Consider the following 22,244-nt stretch of genomic DNA (forward strand, 5'->3'; position numbering starts at 1 on the left):
CCTTGAATCCGGAATCTCGTTGTTATCTTGCGGTCGGATTGGCGGCAGCAGAGTTCGCCGCGGAAGGCTTGGCCGCCGCAGCCTTGTCCGCAGACGCCTTCGCCGCAGCCGGCGCCTGACGATCGCGCACTGCCGTCAGCTCCTTGCGCAGCTTCTCCTGCTGCTCCGGCGTCAGCACCGGGCGCTGGTCGTCATGCGGCACGTCGTTCACCGGGAGATAGTTGTACGTATTGCCGTACTGCGCCGTGTCGGACGATGGCGTCGTGCCCGAGGTCGCGCAGCCGCCGAGCAGCACGGACGTCAACAGCGCCGCACTCCCGAGCGCCGAACGCAAGGTCACGCGTCGCGCAAATGGCAAGCAGGTCTGACGGACGTTCATCGCGCGGCCGCGGCCATGGTGCGCGTGGTCCCCTGCGCCGTGATGCCATGCTCGTTGGACTGCAGGCCCGGCAGGCTCTTCACCCAGGGATAGCCGCGCTGGCCCATGTCGTGGCCGCGATCGAACAGCGCGGTCATGTAGGTGCGATCGAACGGGCCGTCGGCCTTGACCTGGAAATCGGCCGGCACGCTGGCGAGGTTGAAGTCGATGCCGTTGAACTTCGCCACCGAGTAGATGCGGTAGATGTCGCCGATGCCCTGGTTCTTGATCAGGGTCGACAGCGAGCGCTGCGTCACCGAGAGCACGTCGGCGCCGACGCTGTCCCATTGCGGATCGATGCGGGCGTTACGGATGACGTAGAGATGTGCGCCGCTCACGCTCCTGCGCGGGCCGCGGCCGGAGACGAGGCGCAGCACCGAAGGTCCGATGAACACCTGCCGGGTGACACCGCCGTCGACATGCAGCTCGTCGTAGTCCTTGTCGCCGATCCGCACCTTGATGCGAACCGGGGCGAAGGCGCCCGGCACGGTCGCGGAGGCCAGCAGCACCTGACGGAACAGGGCGATCGCCTCTGGCGTATCGGCTGCTGCGATGCGGCCCATGTCCCACAGCACCGGACGCTGCGCATCGAGATTGGTGGTGCCGACCAGCAGCACCCGGCCCTTGCTGCTCTCGCGCGCGACGTCGCGGAGAAACTCGCGATCGACATATTTCTCGATCAGCCGCGACAGCGGCGTGTTGTCGGCCAGCGCCGAGCCCTGGAGCAGGCCGGGAATGTTGACCGTGAAAATGTCCTTGCGCTCATAGGCGGTGAAGATTTCGCGCAGCTTGTCGTCGTGCTCGCGCCCCAGGAAGACGAACGGCGCGATCAGCGCGCCGGAGCTGACGCCCGTCACCATGTCGAACGACGGCCGGTTCCCGGCCTCGCCCCAGCCGGCCAGAAGCCCGGCGCCGAACGCACCGTTCTCGGCGCCACCGGAGATCGCGAGGAAATTCAGCGGACGCGAGATCGGGATTTCGGCCGACGCGCGCGACATCGCGGCCTCGGCAAAGCGCGGCGCCGGCTCATCACCCCAGTAGCGGACGTTGCGGAAGCCGACCGGGTCGGCGCTGACGGCAGCCGCTTCCGGCAGCGCGTTGCGCGGCATGATGGCTGCGCAGGCCGCCAGCAACAGCGACGCGGCGAACGCGAGCAGGATACGCGGGACAAGCGCGCGGAACGAGGCGGCAGACTTCATCGCGACGCTTGCTGCTCCACGCTTGCGATCTCCGGCGACGGCTGTGGCGCGTCCGGCCTGGCCTCGTCGGCGCCCTTGTCAGTCCAGCCCGGCGGCAGGCCCAGACCGGCACCGACAAAGCCCTTCAGGCCGGGGAAGCGTCCGTACTGCTCACATGCGGCATATTTGGGAGCGCCACCCAGCTTGGCCGGCACACTCGACACCGAAGGCAGCGAGGCCAGCGACGGGACTCCTCCGAACGGCGACTCGCCGGTCGACACCAGCTTGGCGAAGTCGGCGCCGAACTCGGAAGCGAGGTCGTAGGCGTCGCCGTCATTGGCCATCCGCGCATTGGAGACCGAGTTGGCGCCGCGCGCCCACACCATCGCGGCCTTCTGGAAGCCGGCAAAGTCGCGCGCCTCGGCCTCGACGGACAGCGTGCCGAGCCCGACCGGCAGCCGGGGCACCGGCACGGGAACGCCCGGCAGCGCGACGCTCTTGGCGATGGACGCCGCCTGCGAGGCTGCCGATGCGGTCGCGTTAGTCGCCGTAGCATGGGTGACGGTCGCCTTGACCGTCAGATCCGCCTCCTCGCGGGGTCCGACGATCTGGAATCGCTCGCTGAGACGCAGGCACATTTCGCGGCTGATGACGTTGGCCACCAGCTTGCGCTCGTTCTCGTCGAGGGCGATGTCGGGACGCGGCGGAAACGCGGTCGGCTCGATCCGGATCGTCTTGGCCTCGAGCAGCTCCTTCTTGTTGGCCTTGATCTGCGCGCGCGTCACCAAGCCGTTGGCATCGACGAGGCGATCGTAATTCTTGAGCGAGCCGGCCCGCTCGAGCGGAGCAGTGGCGCAGCCGGCCGTTGCCAGCGCCAGGGAAATCAGGGCCGTCGACTTCAGCGGAGCGAGACGCATCGTAGCGGGGAGACCCATTGATAGATAGCTCACTCTAATTAAGTCTCACAAGCAGCAGCGCTTGTCCAACTAAACTAGATCAAATTCTCTAGATTAGAGCGGCGAGAAATATTATTTTATATTACAAGCAGTTGGCGGAAACGACGAATGTGGCGAGAGTTGGCCCGACGGGACGCGCGATGAGAAAGGTCGATCCGGTCAAGCACGAGCAGAAGCGCCAGGGGATTCTCCAGGCCGCCCTGTCGTGCTTCGTCAGGAACGGATTCCACGGCGCCAGCACCACCGACATCTGTGCTGCGGCGAAGATCAGCCCGGGCCACCTCTATCATTACTTTCCCAGCAAGGAGGCGATGATCCAGGCGCTGGTCGAGCAGAATCTGAGCCACGCTGCATCGCGCCTCCAGGCAATCCTGGCCTCGCCCGACGTGATCGACGCCCTGGTGCAAGAGCTCGAGAGCACCAGCATTCACCAGCCACAGGCCCAGGTCCTCAGCGCCGAGGCCTTGGCCGAGGCCTGCCGTAATGCCGACTTTGCCGCCATCGTCCACGCGCATGCGCGCGCGATGCGGGCGCTGCTGGTCGACTTCCTCACCAAGGCACAGGGCCGCGGCGAGGTCGATCCCGGCCTCGATCCGGAGGCGACCGCGAACATCCTGTTCGTGATCGTCGACGGCGCACGTGCGCTGCCGATCCGCAATCCGGCGGTCGATATCAAGCAGAGCAGTGAGCATCTGCGGCTCATGCTGACGCGCTTTCTGCGGCCGCCGACGTTGCGGACGCCGCCGAAAAAGGAAGCTGTGGCGCAGGCGCCCGTCTGAGCCTGCCGATCTGCGTCCCCCGCACGATTGACACCCCGCCATGCCCGCGATGGACTGCGCTCATAAGCGGATGACCGCAGCACACATCGGGAAAGACCGCCATGACGCGAGCACGACGCGGACGCGCGACAAGGCCTGCCAATTCCATTGGGTGCACGCGATGGCTGTCGACCGGCAGGGCAACGCTTATACCGCCGAGGTCGACGCCGGTAAGCGCATCCAGAAATTCCGGCTGACCTCGGACGCCCTGCGTTAACGCTCAAGCGAAACGCACAAACCTTGGGCGCGTCTCGCGCCTTTTGGCGCATTGCCGCAACTCACAAGACCGGCTATCCAGGGAGACCGACGGCAAAGGGCGCCCAAGAAGCCCCGCCGTGACACGACACCAGGGAGGACTTCGATGACGACGTCTCATACGTGGCGGATGGCCGCGTTGCTTGCTGCCACCACGCTCAGCTTTGCCGGCTCCGCCTTCGCCGACGACAAGGTCGTCAAGATCGGCGTGCTCAACGACATGTCCAGCCTCTATGCCGACATCGGCGGGCCCAACTCGGTCGCAGCCGTCAACATGGCGGTCGAGGATTCCGGCCTGAAGGCCAAGGGCTGGACCATCGAGGTCATCAGCGGCGACCACCAGAACAAGCCCGACGTCGGCGTCAACATCGGCCGGCAGTGGATCGACACCCAGAAGGTCGACGTGATCATGGACACGCCGAACTCCGGCGTGGCGCTGGCCGTCTCCAATCTGGTCAAGGAGAAGAACTCGATCCTCCTGAACTCCGGCGCGGCCACTGCCGACCTCACCGGCAAGGCCTGCAACGCCAACACGATCTCGTTCACCTACGACACCTACATGCTCGCCAATGGCACCGGCAAGGCGCTGACCAAGGCCGGCGGCGATACCTGGTTCTTCCTCACCGCGGACTACGCCTTCGGCCATGCGCTGGAGCGCGACACCTCCGCAGTCGTGACCAGCAGTGGCGGCAAGGTGCTCGGCTCGGTCAAGCATCCGCTCAACACCGCGGACTTCTCGTCCTTCCTGCTGCAGGCGCAATCGTCGAAGGCCAAGGTCATCGGCCTTGCCAACGCCGGCGGCGACACCACCAACTCGATCAAGCAGGCTTCCGAATTCGGCATCGTCCAGGGCGGCCAGAAGCTCGCCGCGCTGTTGTTGTTCGTCAACGACGTGCATGCGCTCGGGCTCAAGGTCGCGCAGGGCCTGACCTTCACCGAGTCGTTCTACTGGGACCTGAACGAGCAGACCCGCGCCTGGTCCAACCGCTTCCAGAAGCTGTCACCGAAGGGCACGATGCCGTCGATGACGGTGGCCGGCGTCTACGCCGGCGCGCTGCACTACCTGAAGACGCTCGAGGCACTCGGCGGCAATCCGCATGACGGCGCCAAGGTCGTGGCCAAGATGAAGGAGATTCCGACCGACGATCCGCTGTTCGGCAAGGGCCCGCTGCGCGCCGACGGCCGCCGCCTGATCCCGGCCTATCTGTTCGAGGTCAAGAAGCCCGAAGAGTCCAAATATCCGTGGGACTACTACAAGCTGATCGCCAAGATCGCGCCTGAGGATGCCGCCAAGCCGCTCGAGGCCAGCGAGTGCCCGCTGGTGAAGAAGTAAGCCGATAGCTCCGATGCGGGATGCGGTGGATTAGCATCGCGTCCCGCCAGTGCCGCTGCGCAGACGATACGACATTCGCTGCGCAGAATCACGTCATCGTCAGCGCAGCAGACTCGCGAGGCGGCCGATGCCTTCCTCGATCACGGCCTCCTCGGGCAGCGAATAGGACAGGCGGATCGTGTTGGTGCCGCTGCCGTCGTGGAAGAAGGCTGCCCCGGGAACGAACGCCACCTGGGCCTGATTCATGGCCCGGTCGAGCAAGGCGGCACCGGACACGCCGTCCGGCAAGGTGAGCCAGACGAAGAATCCGCCGTCGGGCCGCGTCCACCTCGCTTCTGACGGCATCTGTGCCTCGAGTGCCCTCAGCATCGCATCGCGCTTGAGCCGATAATGCGCGCGCGCCCGTGCAATCAGCCCGGCATGCCCTCCGTCTTTCACGAGCCTGTGCATCACGATCTGATTGATCGCTGACACGTTGAGGTCGCTCGCCTGCTTGATGAGGACGAGACGGCTGATGATGGCGCGCGATGCACAAACCCAGCCGATGCGCAGGCCCGGCGCGACCGTCTTCGAGAACGTTCCGAGATGGATGACGCGGGAAGCATCGAGCGAGCCGCGGCGACGGACGTCCAACGACTGCAGCGACGGCATCTCGTCGCCGTCGAAACGCAAGGCAGAATAGGCGCTGTCCTCCAACACCGGCACGTCCAGCTCGCCGGCGAGATCCAGGACATCGGCGCGCGCCGAACGCGACAGCGTCTCACCGGTCGGATTGGCAAAGTCCGGCACGACATAGACGAACTTCACGCGCGCCCCCGCAGCTTCTTTCGCGGCTTCGTCCGCGTAGGAGGCCGGGGTGCGGTTCGCAGCGCGTGGACCGATCGAATCGTAACGCGGCTCGTAGGCCGAAAAGGCCTGCAGCGCGCCAAGATAGGTGGGAACGGTGACGAGCGCCGTATCGCCGGGCGTGAGCAGCAGCTTGCCGAGAAAATCGAGCGCCTGTTGCGATCCCGCGGTGACGAGGATGTTGTCTGGCGAGGCCGCTATGCCCTGCGCGGTCATGTACTCGGCGATCCACTGGCGAAGCGGACCGTAGCCCTCGCTGACGGCATATTGCAGAGCAGCGGAAGCCGCGTTGGGCGATGCCAGCGCATCGGCATAGACCTGCGCCGCCGCTGCTACAGGAAACAGCGCGGGATCGGGGATGCCGCCGGCGAACGAAATCATGCCGGGCCGCTCCAGCACCTTGAGCAGCTCGCGGATCTCCGATGCCTTCATGCGATCCGCGCGGCGCGCGTAGACGGGCTTCCAGCTCACCAATATTCCTCCCCTGATCCGGCTATTTATGTCAGCATTATTGACCTATTTTGAAGCGTGTGCAATCCCCGTCCCGCGAGAGCGCGAGAGCTGCATCGGTGGGGTCAGGGGATGAGAACCTTCAGGCCGGCGCGCTACTCTAGCTGCTCTTTGCCGAGGACAGCGTCCGCACCGCAATCAGGAGAGCGACGATCAGCAACGCCGACGCCAGCAGGAACGGCGCGCCGGGTAGATGCGCCGGCGCGGCCGCTCCGATGAAATAGGCAAAGGTCAGCGTGAACAGGAAGGGACCTGCGAGCTGGGCCACGCTCTGCACGCTCGACGTCGCGCCCTGTAGCTGGCCCTGTCTGTCCGGTGGGACGAGGCGGGTCATCAAAGCCTGGATGGCCGCGCCCGAGACGCCCCACAGCGCCATCACGGGAATGCCGAGCCAGCTCAACGGCCCGGTCGGCGCAAGGCCGAAGATCAGGAAGCCCACCGTCCCCGCGGACAGGCCGAGCATCAGCGCGCCGCGCTCGCCGAGCAGGCGGACGATCAGCCCCACCGCCCCGCCCTGCACCACCATGGCGCAGATGCCGACCATCGCCAGCGTCAGCCCGACCGTGCGCGTATCCCAGCCATAGCGATAGGTCGCGTAGAGCACGAAGGTCGACGGCAGCACGACATGAGCGAGCTGGGTGATGAAGTTGACGACCGACAGTCCGCCGAGGATGCGATCCGAGCGCAGCAATTGCAGCGCGCCGAGCGGGCTCGCGGCTCGCCATCGGAACGGACTGCGCCGCTTTGACGGCAGCGATTCCGGCAGCACCAGCAGTCCGTACAGCGCGTTGGCGAAGCTGAGCGCGGCTGCAGCCCAGAACGGCAGCCGCGGGTCGATGTCGCCGAGCAGGCCGCCGGTGGCGGGGCCCAGCACGAAGCCCGCGCCGAACGCCGCGCCGATGCGCCCGAAGATCGCCGCACGCCGGTCGGGCGGCGTCAGGTCGGAGATGTAGGCGAAAGCCGTCGAGATGCTGGCCGAGGTGACTCCGGAGATCAGGCGCCCCACGAACAGCCACGCGAGCGACGGCGCCAGCGCCATCAGCACGTAGTCCGCGGCCAAGCCGAAGTTCGACAGCAGGATCACCGGCCGCCGGCCGAAGCGGTCGGACAGGCTGCCGAGCACCGGCGAGAACACGAACTGCATCAGCGCCCAGGCGGTGCCGAACAGGCCGAAGATGCGGGCCGCCTGCGCAGTGTCGTTGCCCACGAAGCTCTCGATCAGCTTCGGCAGGATCGGCATGATCAGCCCGAGCGCGAGCATGTCGAGCAGGATGGTGACGAAGATGAAGGCGACGGCGCCGCGGCGTGGGGCCGTCGCCTCTTCTGTCGCGACGCTCGGCGGGCTTGCTTCCATGGCCGGACCGCTTCCGCTGACGCAACTGATCAGTTCGGCCGCTTGCGCTTGTGCGCGAACGGGTTGGCCTTCTCGCGCAGGGTGATGCGCACCGGCGTGCCCGGCAGCTCGAAGGTCTCGCGCATCGAGTTGGTGAGATAGCGCAGGTACGATTGCGGGATCGCGTCGGCCCGCGAGCAGAACAGCACGAAACTCGGCGGCCGCGCCTTGGTCTGGGTGATGTAGTTCAGCTTGAGCCGGCGGCCCGACACCGCCGGCGGCGGGTTGTCGGCGATCGCCTGCTCGAACCAGCGGTTCAGCGCCGCGGTCGGCACGCGCCGGTTCCAGATCGCGTAGGCTTCGACGATCGCCTGCATCAGCCGGTCGATGCCCTCGCCCATCAGGCCCGACACCGCCACGATCGGCGCGCCCGCGACCTGCGGCAGCCAGTGGTCGGCATCGCGGCGCAGCATCGAGATCTGGCCGGGGTTGCCGTCCATCAGGTCCCATTTGTTGACGGCGATGACCAGCGCACGCCCCTCGCGCTCGATCAGATCGGCGATGCGCAGATCCTGCTCCTCGAAGCGGTTCTGCGCATCCATCATCAGCACGACCACCTCGGCGAAGCGCACCGCGCGCAGCGCATCGGCCACCGACAGCTTCTCCAGCTTCTCCTCGATGCGCGAGCGCCGGCGCAGACCTGCGGTGTCGAAGATGCGGAAGCCGCGGCCCTTCCACTCGATTTCGACCGCGATCGAATCGCGCGTCGTACCGGCCTCGGGACTCGTGAGCAGCCGCTCCTCGCCGAGCAGATGGTTGATCAGGGTCGACTTGCCGGCGTTGGGACGGCCGACGATCGCGACCCGGATCGGCCTGTTGGCGCGCTCCTCGTCGGTCTCCTCGTGCTCGTCCTCCTCATCGTCCGTGGGCGGCACGAGCTTGCTGACGGCGTCATAGAGCTCGCCCATGCCCTCGCCGTGCTCGGCCGAGATCTGGATGGGATCACCGAGGCCGAGCGCGTAAGATTCCATGGCGCCGAGCTCGCCATGCTTGCCCTCGCTCTTGTTGGCGAGCAACAGCACCGGCTTGTCGGCGCGGCGGGCGAAATCGGCGAAGGCGCGGTCGGCGGGCGTCAGGCCGATGCGGGCATCGATCACGAAGAACAGCGCGTCGGCGAGCGCGATCGCGGTCTCCGTCTGCTCCTGCATGCGCGCGGTCAGCGAGCCCTTCGGCCCCTCGTCGAGGCCAGCGGTGTCGATGATCGTGAAGTTGAGATCGAACAGCTTAGCTTCGCCCTCGCGGCGGTCGCGCGTGACGCCCGGCATGTCGTCGACGAGCGCCAGTTTCTGCCCGACCAGACGGTTGAACAGGGTCGACTTGCCGACATTGGGCCGGCCGATGATGGCGATGGTGAAGGGCATGATGATCCGTGCGCGTGAGCGCGCAGCTTTAGCGCATTCGGCCGCAAAACCGAACGGGCGATCCGCCGATTCGCAGGTGAGATTAACGGCTGAAGGAGCCGCTCGGCATCGGCGCCGGGAAGCCGCCGCTGGATCGCTGGGCCGCCGGCTGCTGCACCGGGGCAGCATCATCCGGCGGTGGTGCCGTGGTGCGGCGGCGCACGATCTTCTTGGGCTTCGGTGCCGGCGGAACGGCGGCAGCGCCCTCCTCGACCGCGGCAGCCTCGCCATCCTGCGGATCGGCCGTCGTCGGGTTGTTCACGGCCGCCTGCCGCCGGCCCTTTCTGCCCTTGGGCTCCTCCACCGGAGGCGCCGGCGGCGTCGCCGCCTGAGCGGCTGGGTCGGTCATCGGCTGCTGCTGCGCACCCTTGTAGAGTTCCTTCGGCACGCCCTGCTCGAGACCCGGCACGCCCTCCGGGAACACCGGCTTGCGGTCGCCCGGCAGCTTCTTCTTGGTGTCCAGGAAGTCGAGCATGTCCGAGGGGTCGAAACTTCCCCCACTCGCGCAGCCGCCCAGCACGCCGGAAAGCGCAATGAGGACCGTCAGGGCAATGGCACGTTGGGCGCGGCGCATGATCGTCGTTCCAATCAACTCGGTTTCGCCGTCGCGAGGTCCGCGATCAGCTTTTGGCGACTGCAGGCAACAGCGCCTGCAGCGCTTCGGCGCGCGAGCGCAGGCCCGGCGGGGTCTCACCATCCAGCGCAATCATGTCGAGCCATTGACGGGCCGCCCCGGCATCATTGGCCCTCCACGCCGACAGCGCCAGCAATTCGCGGGCGGCGTGGCGGAACGGCGCGCCGGGCGCAGTTTCGCCTTCGAGGCGCTGCTTGAGGTCGGCGTAAGGCGCCGTATCGGCCAGCAGGCCGGCCGCGCGCAGCCGCGCCATCGACTGCTGCTCGGCCCCGATGCTGCGGTCGGCGGCGAGTTCGTCATAGAGCTTCACGGCAGCCGCCTTGTCGCGCATCGCGGCCTCGGCGGCCTGGTGGAAGCGGGCCAGCATGCGGTATCCCGATGGGGCCGTGGCCGCGACATCCGCAAAGGCCTTCTCCGCCTCGGCATGCTTGTTCTGCTCGGAGAGTTCGAGGGCCTTGTTGAAGGCCGAGCCTGCTTCGGCCGCCTTCTGGCCCTCGAGATACTGGTAGCCGCGCCAGCCGCCGACGCCGGCGATGATCAGCACGGCAATGGCGATGATCAAGATCGAGTAGCGGTCCCACAGCTTCTTGAGCTGTTCCCGACGGACCTCATCGTCTACTTCATCAATGAATTCAGACACCTAAGGACATCCCGTCAGGTTCGCTGCGAGCGCGCGCGCATGGGTTTGAAGTGCCGCGCGAGCGGTCCGTTGCCCGCGCGCCGGCGCCGATACCGCATCGGCATGGCGGTGGCAAGGCGAGTCCAGCCGAATCAAGGCGTTACTCCCCGGTTCTGCCACAAGGTCCGAACGCGGCTATCACGCCGTCAAGGCCTCGCGCAACTGCCGTTTCATCACCTTGCCGTTGGCGTTGCGCGGCAAAGGGTCTGCGGTCACGGTCAGGGTTTCCGGGACCTTGTAATCCGAGACCCGCTCGGCGCACCAGCTGCGCAGGGCTTCGGCGCTCATCGGCTCGCGGGTCACGACCACCGCGTGCACCCGCTCGCCGAGCACCGGACACGGCCGGGCGATGATCGCGCTCTCGACCACCGCCGGGTGGCTCGCCAGCACCGATTCGACCTCGGCCGAGTAGATCTTCAGCCCGCCGCGGTTGATCATGTCCTTCTGCCGGTCGAACACCCGGACGAAATTGTCGGCATCGATGGAGCCGAGGTCGCCGGAATGCCAATAGCCGGCGGTGAAGCTCTCGCCGGTGGCCTTGGGATTGTTCCAGTAGCCCTTGATGACCTGGCCGCCGCCGATCCAGATCTCGCCGATCTCACCGCGCGGCAGCTCCCGCCCCTGCCCGTCCATCACCAGGATGCTGGCGCCCGGACACGGCAGCCCGACGCTGTCGATATGGCGCGCGGTCAGATCCGAGGGCATCAACGTCGCCGGCGAGGTGGTCTCGGTCGAGCCATAGGCGTTGACCAGCCGCAGACCGGGGATCTTGGCGGCCAGCCGCTCGATGGTGGCGACCGGCATCGGCGCGCCGCCGAAGCCGCCGATCCGCCAACACGAGAGATCATGACTGTCGAAGTCGCGCTGCAACAGGCAGAGATTGTACATCGCGGGGACCATGACCGTGTAGGTCACGCGCTCGCGCGCGGCGAGCTTCAGATATTCGCCGGCCTTGAACTCCGGCATGATGATCAAGGTGCCGGCGCAGCGCGCCATGCTGGTGATGTTGGCGACGACACCGGTGACATGGCCGAGCGGCACGGCGGCGATCGAGCGGTCGGCGGGCGTCAGCCCCAGGCACGCCTCGTAGATCATCGAGGAGTGCACGATGTTGCAATGGGCGAGCATCGCGCCTTTCGGCCGGCCAGTGGTGCCGGAGGTGTAGAGGATCATCGCAGTGTCCTCTTCAGTCACCTCGACGTGATTTTCGTGCGCGGCATGATCGGCCAGCGCTGCAAAATCCGACCGCGCCGGACGATCGTCGACGGCAATGCGCCCCGCCAGCTCCGGCGTTTCCGCAGCGGCCGGCAACCGGTCCGCCAACGCCGCCTCGTGCAGCAGCAGCCGGGCGCCGCAATCGTTCAGCACATAGGCGATTTCCGGGGTCTGCTGCCGGGTCGACAGCAGCACCGTGATCAGCCCGAGCTTGGCCGCGGCAAACAGCGTGAGCACGAATTCCATGCGATTGCCGAGCAGCACCGCGAGCCGGTCGCCCTTCTGCAATCCCCTCGCCTGCAGCCCGCCGGCGATCCGCGCGGCAGTCGCCATCACCTCGCGCCATGACAGCCGCTGAGCGCCGCAGACCAGCGCCTCGCCGTCGCCGTTGCGCTCCACCGCTTCTTCGACCATGGCCCAGACGTTCGCGGGCCGCTCCGTGAACAACGGAACCACGCGATCGCCGAAACGGGCTTCGCGCCGCATCGGCGGCGTTACATAGGTCGACCAGTCCATGGAGTTTCCCCGAGCTTGGCTTCTTGTCGTTGTTCGCCGCGATGCGGACCAGCCTGAAACATAACCAAGGGACGACGCGCTTGGCTATCTCCGCCAACGCCGGAGATTCATCCCGTGACGCCGCGCGCACCACGGCGCCAACGGGACGACCAAGCGAGAGGCGCCCGTCAGGTCTTTGACTTCATTCCGTAGACATGTTCCGCCGCCGGAAACGCACGGGTACGCACGTCCGCCGCGTAGCGTTCGATCGCCTCGTCGATCGCCGGACCGAGATTGCCGTAGCGGCGGACGAATTTCGGCGCCCGCGGCGACAGGCCGAGCATGTCCTCCAAAACCAGCACCTGACCGTCGCAGGCGGCGCTGGCGCCGATGCCGATGGTGGGGATCGCGATCTGCCGCGTGATCTTGCGCGCCAGCGGCTCGGCCACGGCCTCGATCACCACCGAGAACGCGCCGGCCTGTGCGATCGCCGCGGCATCGTTCTCGATCGCGGCCCAATCCGCTTCGTCGCGGCCCTGCGCCCGGAACGAGCCGAGCGTGTTGATCGATTGCGGCGTCAGGCCGACATGGCCCATCACCGGAATGCCGCGCTCGCTGAGGAAGGCCACCGTCTCGGCCATCCGCGCCCCGCCCTCGAGCTTGACCGCGCCGCATTGCGTCTCCTTCAGGATCCGCACCGCCGCATGAAACGCCTGCTCCTTCGACGCCTCGTAGGAGCCGAACGGCATGTCGACCACCACCAGCGCCTGGCGCGAGCCGCGCATCACGGCGCAGCCCTGCAGAATCATCATTTCCAGCGTCACCGGCACGGTGGTCTCGAAGCCGTGCATCACGTTCCCGAGGGAATCGCCGACCAGGATCACATCGCAATGGCGATCCACCAGCGCCGCGGTATGGGCGTGGTAGGACGTCAGCATCACGATCGGCTCGCCGCCCTTGCGGGCGCGGATCTCGGGAGCCGTCTTGCGGCGGACGGTCGACTGCACCGACATCGCTAACCCCCGATGACAGGAATGCCGAGCACGACAGGATGGAACGCGAAGGCCAGCGCGGCATAGACGACGATGCCGACCACCACCGCGATGACGTCGTTGCCGACGCCGCCGACCGGGATCGGCGGGCCGCCGGCGTCGGCGCGGCGCTTCAGCGAGATGCGGTCGAACACCGCCCATGCCAGGATCGAGCCGAACAGGATGATGCCGCCGAGATCGCCGTTGCTGAGCAGGTGGCCGAACGCCCACAGCTTCACGCCGGCCAGCATCGGATGTTTGAGAGTGGTGTAGATGCGGCCGCGAATATAGGCGGCAACCACCATGATGACGGCCGGCAGCATCAAGGCCAGGTTGATGTGCTTGAGCGCCTTCGGCGGCGTCCACACCTGGATCCAGCCGCCGCCATGGCGGTACTCCGCAAAGCCCCAGACAATCAGGGCGAGGCCGGCGAGCGCCACGACGGTGTAGACGAGCTTGTAGGTGCTCTCGCCCAGCCGCGCGATGACCTGCGCGCGCGCCCCGCGCCGGGTCGTGAACACATGGGCGCCGAGAAACAGCACCAGCCCCACCACCATCACCAGAAGTCCCACGGCGTCCCCCTTCGCTTGCACGCGACCTGTGCGTGGGCATCGGTATCATTTCCGGCGGCGGCCTCGCAACGTGGCGGAGACCGTCTGCAAGCCGCACGCTGCCGATTCGCCATCACACATCGTCATTCCGGGGCGACGCGTCAGCGTTGAACCCGGAATCCCGAGATTGGTTTGCGTTCTTCGCAACCATATCGAGATTCCCCGCTGCGCAATCGCCCAGCTGAGGTTCGCACGCGTTGCGTCCGTCCCGAATGATCGGTGGGTGGGGTTCGCGCCGTGCGAGACGGCGCGGCGGGGCGCTATTGCCGCTCCGACGTGTTCTTCAAATCCCGGTTGTCGACATAGCGGATCGCGATCGGCCGGCCGGCGAGCGCGCCGCCGAGCCCTTTTGTGAACCTCAGCGGCAGGCAGCCGTCGAGCGAGGCATTGATGGCCTTCAAATAGGTCGCACGCGTGTCGGCCGGGGCGCCTGAGGTCACGAAGGTCACGCGCGGCGGTGAGATCATCTCGCCGGTCCGCTTGAAGCTGAAGCGCACCGTCATCTGCATCCCCGCGCGGGCGCTGTCCTCCGGCGGCGGCGTCCAGCATGCGCGCAGCGCCGCGAACAGATCGCCGATCGTGTCGAGATCGTGATCCGGCTTCTGATATTTGGCTTCCTGATCCCTGGCGGGCCGGCTCTCGATCGTGAGCTGCAGGTTCTGGCCATAGGGATAGTTCATCTCGGGAATACACGGCCACGGCCCGAAGACGCTGCAGAACGACGGCGTGCACGGCTGCTCGTCGAGCACGCTGCACGGCGTGTGCGCGAACGGCACCGGATTGATCTGCTGGCGGCGCGCGTCGGCGGCGACCGGAGCGGCCACCATCAGCAGGAGGAGCACGACGACACGGAGCATGGGACTCTCGGGCTGGGATGGACTCCAAGCTGGATCCGATCGCAGAATTCGCAAGCTCAATCCCGTTCACGTCTGCGCGTTCCGCGCCGCGAACGGCTCTCGACCGTAACAGCGGAACTCGGCTAGAACACGGCAGGATGCGACAGCAGACGGACGCGACGATGAGCCGCCACAGCGAGACCGTGATCAACGTCATCAACCCGAACATGACGGCGACGATGACCGAATTGATCGCCAAGGCGGCCCAGGCCAGCGCAAGCCCGTCGACGCGGATCGTCGGCCGCACCGCGCGGTTCGGCGCCGCCTCGATCGAGGGCCATTACGACGAGGCGATTGCCGCGGTCGGCATGCTCAAGGAGGTCGAGGCCGGAGACGCGGAAGGTTGCCACGCCCATGTAATCGCCTGCTTCGGTGATCCCGGCCTGCTCGCCGCGCGCGAATTGTCGGCTGTGCCGGTGCTCGGCATCGCCGAAGCTGCGATGCATGCGGCGAGCTTCGTCGCCACCCATTTCAGCATCGTGACCACGCTGTCGCGCACCAAGGTGATCGCCGAGCACCTCGTGCGCAATTACGGCATGGAGCAGCATTGCCGCAGGGTGCGCGCCGTCGACGTTGCCGTGCTCGACCTCGACAAGCCCGAGGCCAATGTCCGCGGCACGCTGCTCGGCGAATGCCGGGCGGCGCTGCGCGAGGACGGTATCGGCGCCATCGTGCTCGGCTGCGCCGGCATGGCCGATCTCGCGCACGACCTCTCCACCGAGCTCGGAATTCCCGTGATCGACGGCGTCGCCGCAGCGGTGCGCTTCGCCGAGGCGCTGATCGGACTGGGGCTGAAGACGTCGAAGCACGGCGATCTCGCCTTCCCACTGCCGAAAGCGCGGACGACGCTCTGAAGCCGGTCGACTACCTGATCGGGTAGTTTCGAAACCGCTTCGGAGACGCCAAATTGGGACCAGACCCATTCTGGAGCGTCCCATGTCCGATCCGTCCGCCCTCGCCTCGCTATCGTCGGCATTGACGACCGCCGTCGCGCAAGCCGCGCCTGTGGTCCTCACCGTCTCCTCGCACCGCAGCCGCGCCACGGGCTTCGTCTGGAAGCCGGGCCTTGTCGTCACCGCCGACGAGGCGCTGGCGGACGAAGGCGAAATCGTGCTCGTCTTTGCCGATGGCACGCAAAGGCCGGCCACGGTGGCGGGCCGCGACCACACCACCGACATCGCCCTGCTCCGCTTCGATGGCGGCACTGCGGGACCGGCCCAACTCTCCGGCGAGATGCCCGCGCTCGGCTCGCTCGCGGTCATCGCCGCTGCCGAGCACGGCACGCCAACGGCCGCGCTCGCGATGGTGTCGAAATCCGCCGGTCCCTGGCGCAGCCTGCGCGGCGGCGACATCGATGCGCGCATCGAGCTCGACACCAGGCTGCGGCACAGCGCCGAAGGCGGCCTGGTGCTCAACGCCGACGGTCATGCGATCGGCATGGCGGTGCGCGGCCCGCGCCGCACGCTCGTCATTCCCGCGGCCACGATCGAACGGGTCGCCAGCAAGCTCGAGACGCATGGTCGCATCGCTCGCGGCTATCTCGGCGCCGGCCTGCAGCCGGTCCGGCTCGACGATGGACTCGGTGCGATGATCATGAGCCTCGACAAGAGCGGCCCGGCCGCGGCCGCCGGCCTGCGCCAGGGTGACGTCATCACCGCGCTCAACAAGGAGCCGTTCAGGGGCATGCGCGCGATGATGCGCGAACTCGGTCCGGACAGCGTCGGCGCCGTCGTCGAGGTCGCAGCGCTGCGTGCCGGCGAGCCGGTGCAGTTCGCCCTGACCATCGGCGAGAGGCCGGCGTGAGCGAGGAGGCGCGCGCGCCGATCAGGATCGCGATCGCGGTCGACGATGCCGAACTGGCCGACCGGCTGGCGGCGCTGCTCGGCGATGTCACGGGCCTGACGCTGGTCGCGCCCGGCGAGAGCGCCGACGTCGCCGTCGCGCCGTTGCATGGCAGTGATGAGGCTCGCAGCGGCGACGACAGGATCGACGGCGCCGCGACCGATGATTTTCAGCTCACCGCGCGCGAGCGCGACGTGCTGGCGCTGATGGCCGAGGGCTGCTCCAACAAGGAGATCGCGCGCAGCCTCGGCATCTCCGTGCACACCGCCAAATTCCACGTCGGCTCGCTGCTCGACAAGCTCGACGCCACCGGCCGCACCGATGCGGTCGCGCATGCGGCAAGGCGGGGGATCATCGAGCTGTGAGACCGCAGGCCGGCGCGGCGCGCTTCACGATCTCGCGGCGAGCTACTTCCGCAAGCCGCTCATCACGCGCGGCAGCAGCGATGCGGCCAGCATGCGATAGCCCTCCGGGGTCAGATGCACACCGTCGACCTGATGCGGCAGGCCACGGAACATGCCGTTCTCGACCATCACGACCTTGATGCGGCGCTGCGCGGCCTTGGCCATGATGGCGCTGATGCTGCCGGCGCGCTGGTCGCCGGCACCTTTGCGGGCGTCGTTGCCGCCGGGCTGCAGCACCAGCACGCGGGTTGATCCATCGACCGCGCTGTCGAAGCGGGACAGCATCCCGACGGTCGTATCACCGTTGATGCCGGCGTTGGCGACGCTGACCCGAACGCCCTTGCCGTGGAGCATGGCCTCGAGCTGGGCCGGAAAGTCCTCGCCGCGATTGACGCCCTTGCCGTAGGTGTTGCTGGCGCCGAGCGCGACGACCTCGGCCGCGTCAGCCGTTGCGATCGTCGCGAACGTAAGTCCACACACAGCCAACAGTGCCATCATCTGTCGCCGCACAAGACGGCCAATCGATCCCGCCGGCATGTCCATCTCCCTCGCCTGTTGATGAGAGGAAGACTAGCGCGCCGATCACCCGACGCAAAGTACGCGGCGCCACGGATATCATCCCACAGCGGGAGCGAGGCTCACGATGAGGCAGAGCATGTCTTTCCGCTCGTCATTCCGGGGCGCCCGCAGGGCAAGCCCGGAAGCCATCGGGCTTTAGAACGAGAGGGAAAATGGATTTCTGGGCTCATCGCTGCGCGATGGCCCGGAATGACGAGAGAGTGCCGGGCGGCTACGCCTTCTTCTTCACGTCCTTGACGTTGGAGAACACGATGCCTTCGGCGCGCTCCTTGGTGTAGCCGAGATAGAACTCGTTCTTGGCCAGGAACACCGGATCGCCATCGACGTCGTCGGCGACGCCGGAATTGTTGGACGCGATGAACGCCTCCAGCTTCTTCTTGTCGTCGCAGGAGATCCAGCGTGCCAGCGAGAACTCGGAGATCTCGAACTCCACCGGCAGCGAGTATTCGGCATCGAGCCGCGCCTTGAGCACGTCGAGCTGCAGCGGGCCGACGACGCCGACCAGCGCCGGGGCGCCATCGCGCGGCCGGAACACCTGCACGACGCCCTCCTCCGACATCTGCTGCAAGGCTTCCTTCAGCTTCTTGGCCTTCATCGCATCCGTCAGCCGGACGCGGCGGACGATTTCCGGCGCGAAGCTCGGCACGCCGACGAAGGTGAGGTCCTCGCCCTCGGTCAGCGTGTCGCCGATGCGAAGCGAGCCGTGGTTGGGAATGCCGACGACGTCGCCCGCAAAGGCCTCGTCCGCGACCGAGCGGTCCTGGGCGAAGAAGAATTGCGGGCTCGACAGCGGCATGGTCTTGCCGGTGCGCACCAGCTTCGCCTTCATGCCGCGGTTGAGCTTGCCCGAGCACAGCCGCGCAAACGCGATGCGGTCGCGGTGGTTGGGGTCCATGTTCGCCTGGATCTTGAACACGAAGGCGCTCATGCGCGGCTCAGCGGCGTCGACCTTGCGCAGGTTCGACTCCTGCGCGCGCGGCGACGGCGCGTAGCGGCCAAGGCCTTCGAGCAGATCGCCGACGCCGAAATTGCGCAGCGCGCTGCCGAAATAGACCGGCGTCAGGTGGCCCTCGCGGAACGCCTCCAGGTCGAACGGCTTGCACGCTTCCTTGACCAGCTCGAGCTCGTCGGTGATCTGGCTCATGTCGAGATTGGCGTTGAACTTGCCGAGTTCCGAAATCGCGATCTGCTGCGCCGCGCCGGTCTTGGCGCCGCCGCCTTCGAGCAGGCGCACGCCGCCGTCGCGGATGTCATAGGTGCCGATGAAATCGCGGCCGCGGCCCACGGGCCAGGTCATCGGCGTGGTGTCGAGCGCCAGCGTCTTCTCGATCTCGTCCAGAAGATCGAAGGTGTCGCGGCTCTCGCGGTCCATCTTGTTGATGAAGGTGATGATCGGGATGTCGCGCAGGCGGCAGACCTCGAACAGCTTGCGCGTGCGCGCCTCGATGCCCTTGGCGGCGTCGATCACCATCACCGCCGAGTCGACCGCGGTCAGGGTGCGATAGGTGTCCTCGCTGAAGTCCTCGTGGCCCGGCGTGTCCAAGAGATTGAAAACGAGGCCCCCGAACTCGAAGGTCATGACCGAGGTCACGACGGAGATGCCGCGCTCGCGCTCGATCTTCATCCAGTCCGAGCGGGTGTTGCGGCGCTCGCCCTTGGCCTTGACCTGGCCCGCGAGATTGATGGCGCCACCGAACAGCAGCAACTTTTCCGTCAGCGTCGTCTTGCCGGCGTCCGGATGCGAGATGATGGCAAAGGTGCGCCGGCGCGCCACCTCGTCGGACAAGGCGGTGCGGGCGGGCTGTTCGGTCGTGACGGCAGTATCGGACATGAGGCGGCAGGCGTCGTTTCAGGCCAGAGAGCGGGCGATTTACGGGAAAGGCGCGGGATCTCGGCCGCCGCGCGCCCTCCATATAGGCGTTTTGCACCGCAACTCCAACCGGCGAGTTGAGCCCGGCCGGGCCGATCCGGATCAGTGCCGGAGCACCGACACCAGCCAGAACGTCAGCGCCGCGACGATCGCCGAGGCCGGAATCGTGAAGACCCAGGCATAGACGATCGATCCGGCCACGTTCCAGCGCACCGCGGAGGCGCGGCGGGCGGCGCCGACGCCGACGATGGCTCCGGTGATGGTGTGGGTGGTCGAGACGGGCACGCCGAGGAAGGTCGCCAGGAACAGCGTGATCGCGCCGCCGGTCTCGGCGCAGAAACCCTGCATCGGGTTCAGCTTGGTGATGCGCAGGCCCATGGTGCGGACGATGCGCCAGCCGCCCATCAGGGTGCCCAGCGCCATCGCCGCCTGGCACGACAGCACGACCCAGAACGGCACCGTGAACTCGTTGCCGAGATGGCCCTGCGAATACAGCAGCACGGCGATGATGCCCATCGTCTTCTGCGCGTCGTTGCCGCCATGGCCGAGCGAATACAGCGAGGCCGAGGCGAATTGCAGGATGCGGAAGGCGCGGTCGACCGCGAACGGCGTCGAGCGCACCGAGGCCCAGGACACGATCGCGACCAGGACCATCGCCAGTATCAGGCCGACCAGCGGCGACAGCACGATCGCGAGCACGGTCTTCGACAGGCCGCTCCAGACGGCGGCCGAGATGCCGGCCTTGGCGACCCCTGCCCCGACCAGGCCGCCGATCAGCGCGTGTGAGCTCGACGAGGGAATGCCGGCCGCCCAGGTGACGAGGTTCCAGACGATGGCGCCGACCAGGGCCGCGAAGATCACCTGGGCGTCGACGATGGCGGGATCGATGATCCCTGTACCGATGGTCTGCGCGACGTGGAGGCCGAACACCGCGAACGCGACGAAATTAAAGAATGCGGCCCAGAACACCGCATATTGCGGCCGGAGCACGCGGGTCGAAACGATGGTCGCGATCGAGTTGGCGGCGTCGTGCAGGCCGTTCAGGAAATCGAAGGCGAGCGCAACGGCGATGAGGCCGACCAGGATCGGAAGGCCGAGTTGAGCGTCCACGGCGCGGCCCTACCCTAGACCTGTTCGATCATGATCGAATTGATCTCGTTGGCGACGTCGTCGAAGCGGTCGGCGACCTTCTCCAGATGGTCGTAGATCTCGGCGCCGACGATGAAGTCCATGGTATTGGCCTTGCGGTGCTTGAGGAACAGCTCCTTCAGCCCGATGTCGTGGAGGTCGTCGACCCGGCCCTCGAGCTTGGTCATCTCCTCGGTGATCGCGGTGATCATCGGCACGTTCTGGCCGATCGCCTGCAGCAACGGCAGCGCGCGGCCGATCAGATTGGCGCAATCGACCAGCAAGGTGCCCATCTCGCGCATGGTCGGCTCGAACTCTTTGACCTCGAACAGCACCACGGCCTTGGCGGTCTGCTGCATCTGGTCGATGGCATCGTCCATCGAGGTGATCAGGTTCTTGATGTCGCCGCGGTCGAACGGGGTGATGAAGGTGCGGCGGACCGCGGTCAGCACTTCGCGGGTGATGTTGTCGGCCTCGTTCTCGAACTGGCTGACGCGCTGGCAGTGGGCGAGGATGTCGTCACCGCCCTGCAGCATGTCCTGCAGCGCATGGGCGCCCTGAATCACCACCTTGTTGTGGCGGGCGAACAAATCGAAAAACCGCTCCTCCCGCGGGAGGACGGCGCGAAACCAGTGCAGCATGGGACGAGATCCATCCATTCCGAAACGGGCCAGGGCCGGCCCGTCACAGAACTGTCATACTCCGGATCGCGCACCAGCAGAAGCGGTGGCCGGTTCATCCACCGCTTTCTGCCCTTTCGACGATCTCTTTTCAGATCAACGGCTTAAAGGGATCGTTTGAACAGATGGGCGATTTCGCCGACCACGCCGCGGCGGAAGGTGAGCACGCAGGCGACGAAGATCACGCCCTGGATCACCGTCACCCACTGGCCGAAGCCGGACAGATATTGCTGCATGCCGACGATCACGAACGCGCCGACGACGGGGCCGAACACGGTGCCGAGCCCTCCGACCAGGGTCATGAGCACGATCTGCCCCGACATCGCCACCTCGACGTCGGTCAGCGAGGCGTTCTGGGCGACGAACACCTTCAACGCGCCAGCCAAGCCGGCCAGCGTCCCGGACAGAATGAAGGCGAGCAGCTTGTAATGGTCGGTCTTGTAACCCAGCGAGATCGCCCGCTGCTCGTTCTCACGGATCGATTTCAGCACTTCGCCGAACGGCGAGTTGATGGTGCGGAAGATCAGCAGGAAACCGGCGAGGAAGCCGACCAGCACGACGTAATAGAGCACCGTCGGCCTGGACAGGTCGAGGATGCCGAACATCCGCCCCTGGGGAATGCCCTGGATGCCGTCCTCGCCATGGGTGAACGGCGCCTGCAGATAGATGAAATACAGCAGCTGCGACAGCGCCAGCGTGATCATCGCGAAATAGATGCCCTGGCGGCGGATCGAGATGTAGCCGGTGATCACCGACAGGACGAACGATCCGGCGACGCCTGTGAGGATGCCGAGCTCGGGCGGCAGCCCCCACACCTTCAGCGCGTGGGCGCTGCAGTAGCCGGCCGTTCCCAGGAACATCGCGTGGCCGAACGACAGCAGGCCGCCATAGCCGATCAAGAGGTTGAAGGCGCAGGCGAGCAGCGCGAAGCACAGCGCCTGCATGACGAAGAACGGGTACAGCCCGGTCCACGGTACGATCGCCAGCAGCGCCGCCATGATGACGAACACGATCATCTCGTCGCGCATCGCGCGCGGGGTGATCGGCAGGGTCGTGTCGGTGATGGATGTCAT

23 protein-coding genes are annotated in these 22,244 nt (G+C 66.8%); 6 read left to right on the forward strand and 17 right to left on the reverse strand.

The genetic code is table 11. The annotated features are described in order from the left end of the window. Positions 1–22: 22 nt before the first annotated feature. Genes QX135_RS28800 through QX135_RS28810 form a run of 3 tightly spaced genes read right to left on the reverse strand, consistent with a single transcriptional unit; the run spans position 23 to position 2,531 of the window. On the reverse strand, positions 23–340 hold the full coding sequence (locus QX135_RS28800) for a hypothetical protein (RefSeq protein WP_315739368.1): 318 nt from the start codon (positions 338–340) through the stop codon (positions 23–25). 35 nt (positions 341–375) lie between these two features. Then, positions 376–1,617, reverse strand: coding sequence for a patatin-like phospholipase family protein (locus tag QX135_RS28805; RefSeq protein ID WP_315755771.1), 1,242 nt, complete (start codon positions 1,615–1,617; stop codon positions 376–378). Further along, the gene (locus QX135_RS28810; protein WP_315755772.1) at positions 1,614–2,531 is read right to left on the reverse strand and encodes a DUF3313 family protein; all 918 of its coding nucleotides are present in this window, start codon (positions 2,529–2,531) and stop codon (positions 1,614–1,616) included. Before QX135_RS28810 ends, QX135_RS28805 begins: the two co-directional genes overlap by 4 nt. 161 nt (positions 2,532–2,692) lie before the next feature. On the opposite strand from QX135_RS28810, the gene QX135_RS28815 reads away from it, so the two are divergent. From QX135_RS28815 to QX135_RS28825, 3 genes are all read left to right on the forward strand, one after another. Continuing rightward, positions 2,693–3,331: a TetR/AcrR family transcriptional regulator gene (locus QX135_RS28815; protein ID WP_316234407.1), complete on the forward strand. Its 639-nt coding sequence runs from the start codon at positions 2,693–2,695 to the stop codon at positions 3,329–3,331. A gap of 40 nt (positions 3,332–3,371) precedes the next feature. Then, positions 3,372–3,587: a hypothetical protein gene (locus QX135_RS28820; protein ID WP_315755827.1), complete on the forward strand. Its 216-nt coding sequence runs from the start codon at positions 3,372–3,374 to the stop codon at positions 3,585–3,587. Between the two features lie 144 nt (positions 3,588–3,731). Continuing rightward, positions 3,732–4,958: an ABC transporter substrate-binding protein gene (locus QX135_RS28825; RefSeq protein ID WP_315755774.1), complete on the forward strand. Its 1,227-nt coding sequence runs from the start codon at positions 3,732–3,734 to the stop codon at positions 4,956–4,958. Between the two features lie 99 nt (positions 4,959–5,057). Here the strand turns inward: QX135_RS28825 and QX135_RS28830 are convergent, their stop codons facing one another. From QX135_RS28830 to QX135_RS28870, 9 genes are all read right to left on the reverse strand, one after another. Further along, the gene (locus QX135_RS28830; protein WP_315755775.1) at positions 5,058–6,278 is read right to left on the reverse strand and encodes a PLP-dependent aminotransferase family protein; all 1,221 of its coding nucleotides are present in this window, start codon (positions 6,276–6,278) and stop codon (positions 5,058–5,060) included. A gap of 136 nt (positions 6,279–6,414) precedes the next feature. Further along, entirely contained in the window at positions 6,415–7,668 is a 1,254-nt protein-coding gene (locus QX135_RS28835; protein ID WP_315755776.1) for a TCR/Tet family MFS transporter, read from the reverse strand. 29 nt (positions 7,669–7,697) lie between these two features. Further along, positions 7,698–9,068 carry a ribosome biogenesis GTPase Der gene (gene der / locus QX135_RS28840; protein ID WP_315739359.1) on the reverse strand — a complete coding sequence of 457 codons (1,371 nt, stop codon included), beginning with the start codon at positions 9,066–9,068 and terminating at the stop codon, positions 7,698–7,700. Positions 9,069–9,150: 82 nt separating this feature from the next. Further along, on the reverse strand, positions 9,151–9,681 hold the full coding sequence (locus tag QX135_RS28845) for a hypothetical protein (RefSeq protein ID WP_315755777.1): 531 nt from the start codon (positions 9,679–9,681) through the stop codon (positions 9,151–9,153). A 46-nt stretch (positions 9,682–9,727) separates the two neighbouring features. Further along, the gene (locus QX135_RS28850; RefSeq protein ID WP_316234408.1) at positions 9,728–10,381 is read right to left on the reverse strand and encodes a tetratricopeptide repeat protein; all 654 of its coding nucleotides are present in this window, start codon (positions 10,379–10,381) and stop codon (positions 9,728–9,730) included. 177 nt (positions 10,382–10,558) lie between these two features. Then, positions 10,559–12,151: a class I adenylate-forming enzyme family protein gene (locus tag QX135_RS28855; protein WP_315755779.1), complete on the reverse strand. Its 1,593-nt coding sequence runs from the start codon at positions 12,149–12,151 to the stop codon at positions 10,559–10,561. Positions 12,152–12,318: 167 nt separating this feature from the next. Next, complete coding sequence (panB, locus tag QX135_RS28860) at positions 12,319–13,143, reverse strand: 3-methyl-2-oxobutanoate hydroxymethyltransferase (RefSeq protein WP_316234409.1); 825 nt, start codon at positions 13,141–13,143, stop codon at positions 12,319–12,321. 2 nt (positions 13,144–13,145) lie between these two features. Next, positions 13,146–13,733 carry an NnrU family protein gene (locus QX135_RS28865; protein ID WP_315755781.1) on the reverse strand — a complete coding sequence of 196 codons (588 nt, stop codon included), beginning with the start codon at positions 13,731–13,733 and terminating at the stop codon, positions 13,146–13,148. 299 nt (positions 13,734–14,032) lie between these two features. Then, entirely contained in the window at positions 14,033–14,629 is a 597-nt protein-coding gene (locus tag QX135_RS28870) for a hypothetical protein (RefSeq protein WP_316234410.1), read from the reverse strand. Between the two features lie 161 nt (positions 14,630–14,790). Here QX135_RS28870 and QX135_RS28875 point away from each other — a divergent pair, with 161 nt between their 5' ends. The 3 genes from QX135_RS28875 to QX135_RS28885 all read left to right on the forward strand — a co-directional run bounded on the left by QX135_RS28875 (position 14,791) and on the right by QX135_RS28885 (position 16,875). Continuing rightward, positions 14,791–15,522 (forward strand): aspartate/glutamate racemase family protein, encoded by a 732-nt coding sequence (locus tag QX135_RS28875; RefSeq protein WP_315712486.1) that lies wholly within the window; start codon positions 14,791–14,793, stop codon positions 15,520–15,522. Between the two features lie 82 nt (positions 15,523–15,604). Continuing rightward, on the forward strand, positions 15,605–16,471 hold the full coding sequence (locus QX135_RS28880) for a S1C family serine protease (RefSeq protein WP_316181915.1): 867 nt from the start codon (positions 15,605–15,607) through the stop codon (positions 16,469–16,471). Continuing rightward, the gene (locus QX135_RS28885; RefSeq protein ID WP_315755785.1) at positions 16,468–16,875 is read left to right on the forward strand and encodes a helix-turn-helix transcriptional regulator; all 408 of its coding nucleotides are present in this window, start codon (positions 16,468–16,470) and stop codon (positions 16,873–16,875) included. The genes QX135_RS28880 and QX135_RS28885 overlap by 4 nt, the downstream gene beginning before the upstream one ends. 42 nt (positions 16,876–16,917) lie before the next feature. Here the strand turns inward: QX135_RS28885 and QX135_RS28890 are convergent, their stop codons facing one another. The 5 genes from QX135_RS28890 to QX135_RS28910 all read right to left on the reverse strand — a co-directional run bounded on the left by QX135_RS28890 (position 16,918) and on the right by QX135_RS28910 (position 22,244). Continuing rightward, positions 16,918–17,409, reverse strand: coding sequence for a GDSL-type esterase/lipase family protein (locus tag QX135_RS28890; protein WP_315799118.1), 492 nt, complete (start codon positions 17,407–17,409; stop codon positions 16,918–16,920). Between the two features lie 295 nt (positions 17,410–17,704). After that, positions 17,705–19,324 carry a peptide chain release factor 3 gene (locus tag QX135_RS28895; RefSeq protein ID WP_316181917.1) on the reverse strand — a complete coding sequence of 540 codons (1,620 nt, stop codon included), beginning with the start codon at positions 19,322–19,324 and terminating at the stop codon, positions 17,705–17,707. A gap of 141 nt (positions 19,325–19,465) precedes the next feature. Then, entirely contained in the window at positions 19,466–20,473 is a 1,008-nt protein-coding gene (locus QX135_RS28900) for an anion permease (RefSeq protein ID WP_316181918.1), read from the reverse strand. A gap of 14 nt (positions 20,474–20,487) precedes the next feature. Beyond that, complete coding sequence (locus tag QX135_RS28905) at positions 20,488–21,132, reverse strand: DUF47 domain-containing protein (protein WP_315739342.1); 645 nt, start codon at positions 21,130–21,132, stop codon at positions 20,488–20,490. A gap of 143 nt (positions 21,133–21,275) precedes the next feature. Continuing rightward, on the reverse strand, positions 21,276–22,244 hold the full coding sequence (locus QX135_RS28910; protein WP_315739341.1) for a branched-chain amino acid ABC transporter permease: 969 nt from the start codon (positions 22,242–22,244) through the stop codon (positions 21,276–21,278).

It is taken from the genome of Bradyrhizobium sp. SZCCHNR1098, assembly GCF_032489375.1.
Classification (GTDB): Bacteria; Pseudomonadota; Alphaproteobacteria; order Rhizobiales; family Xanthobacteraceae; genus Bradyrhizobium.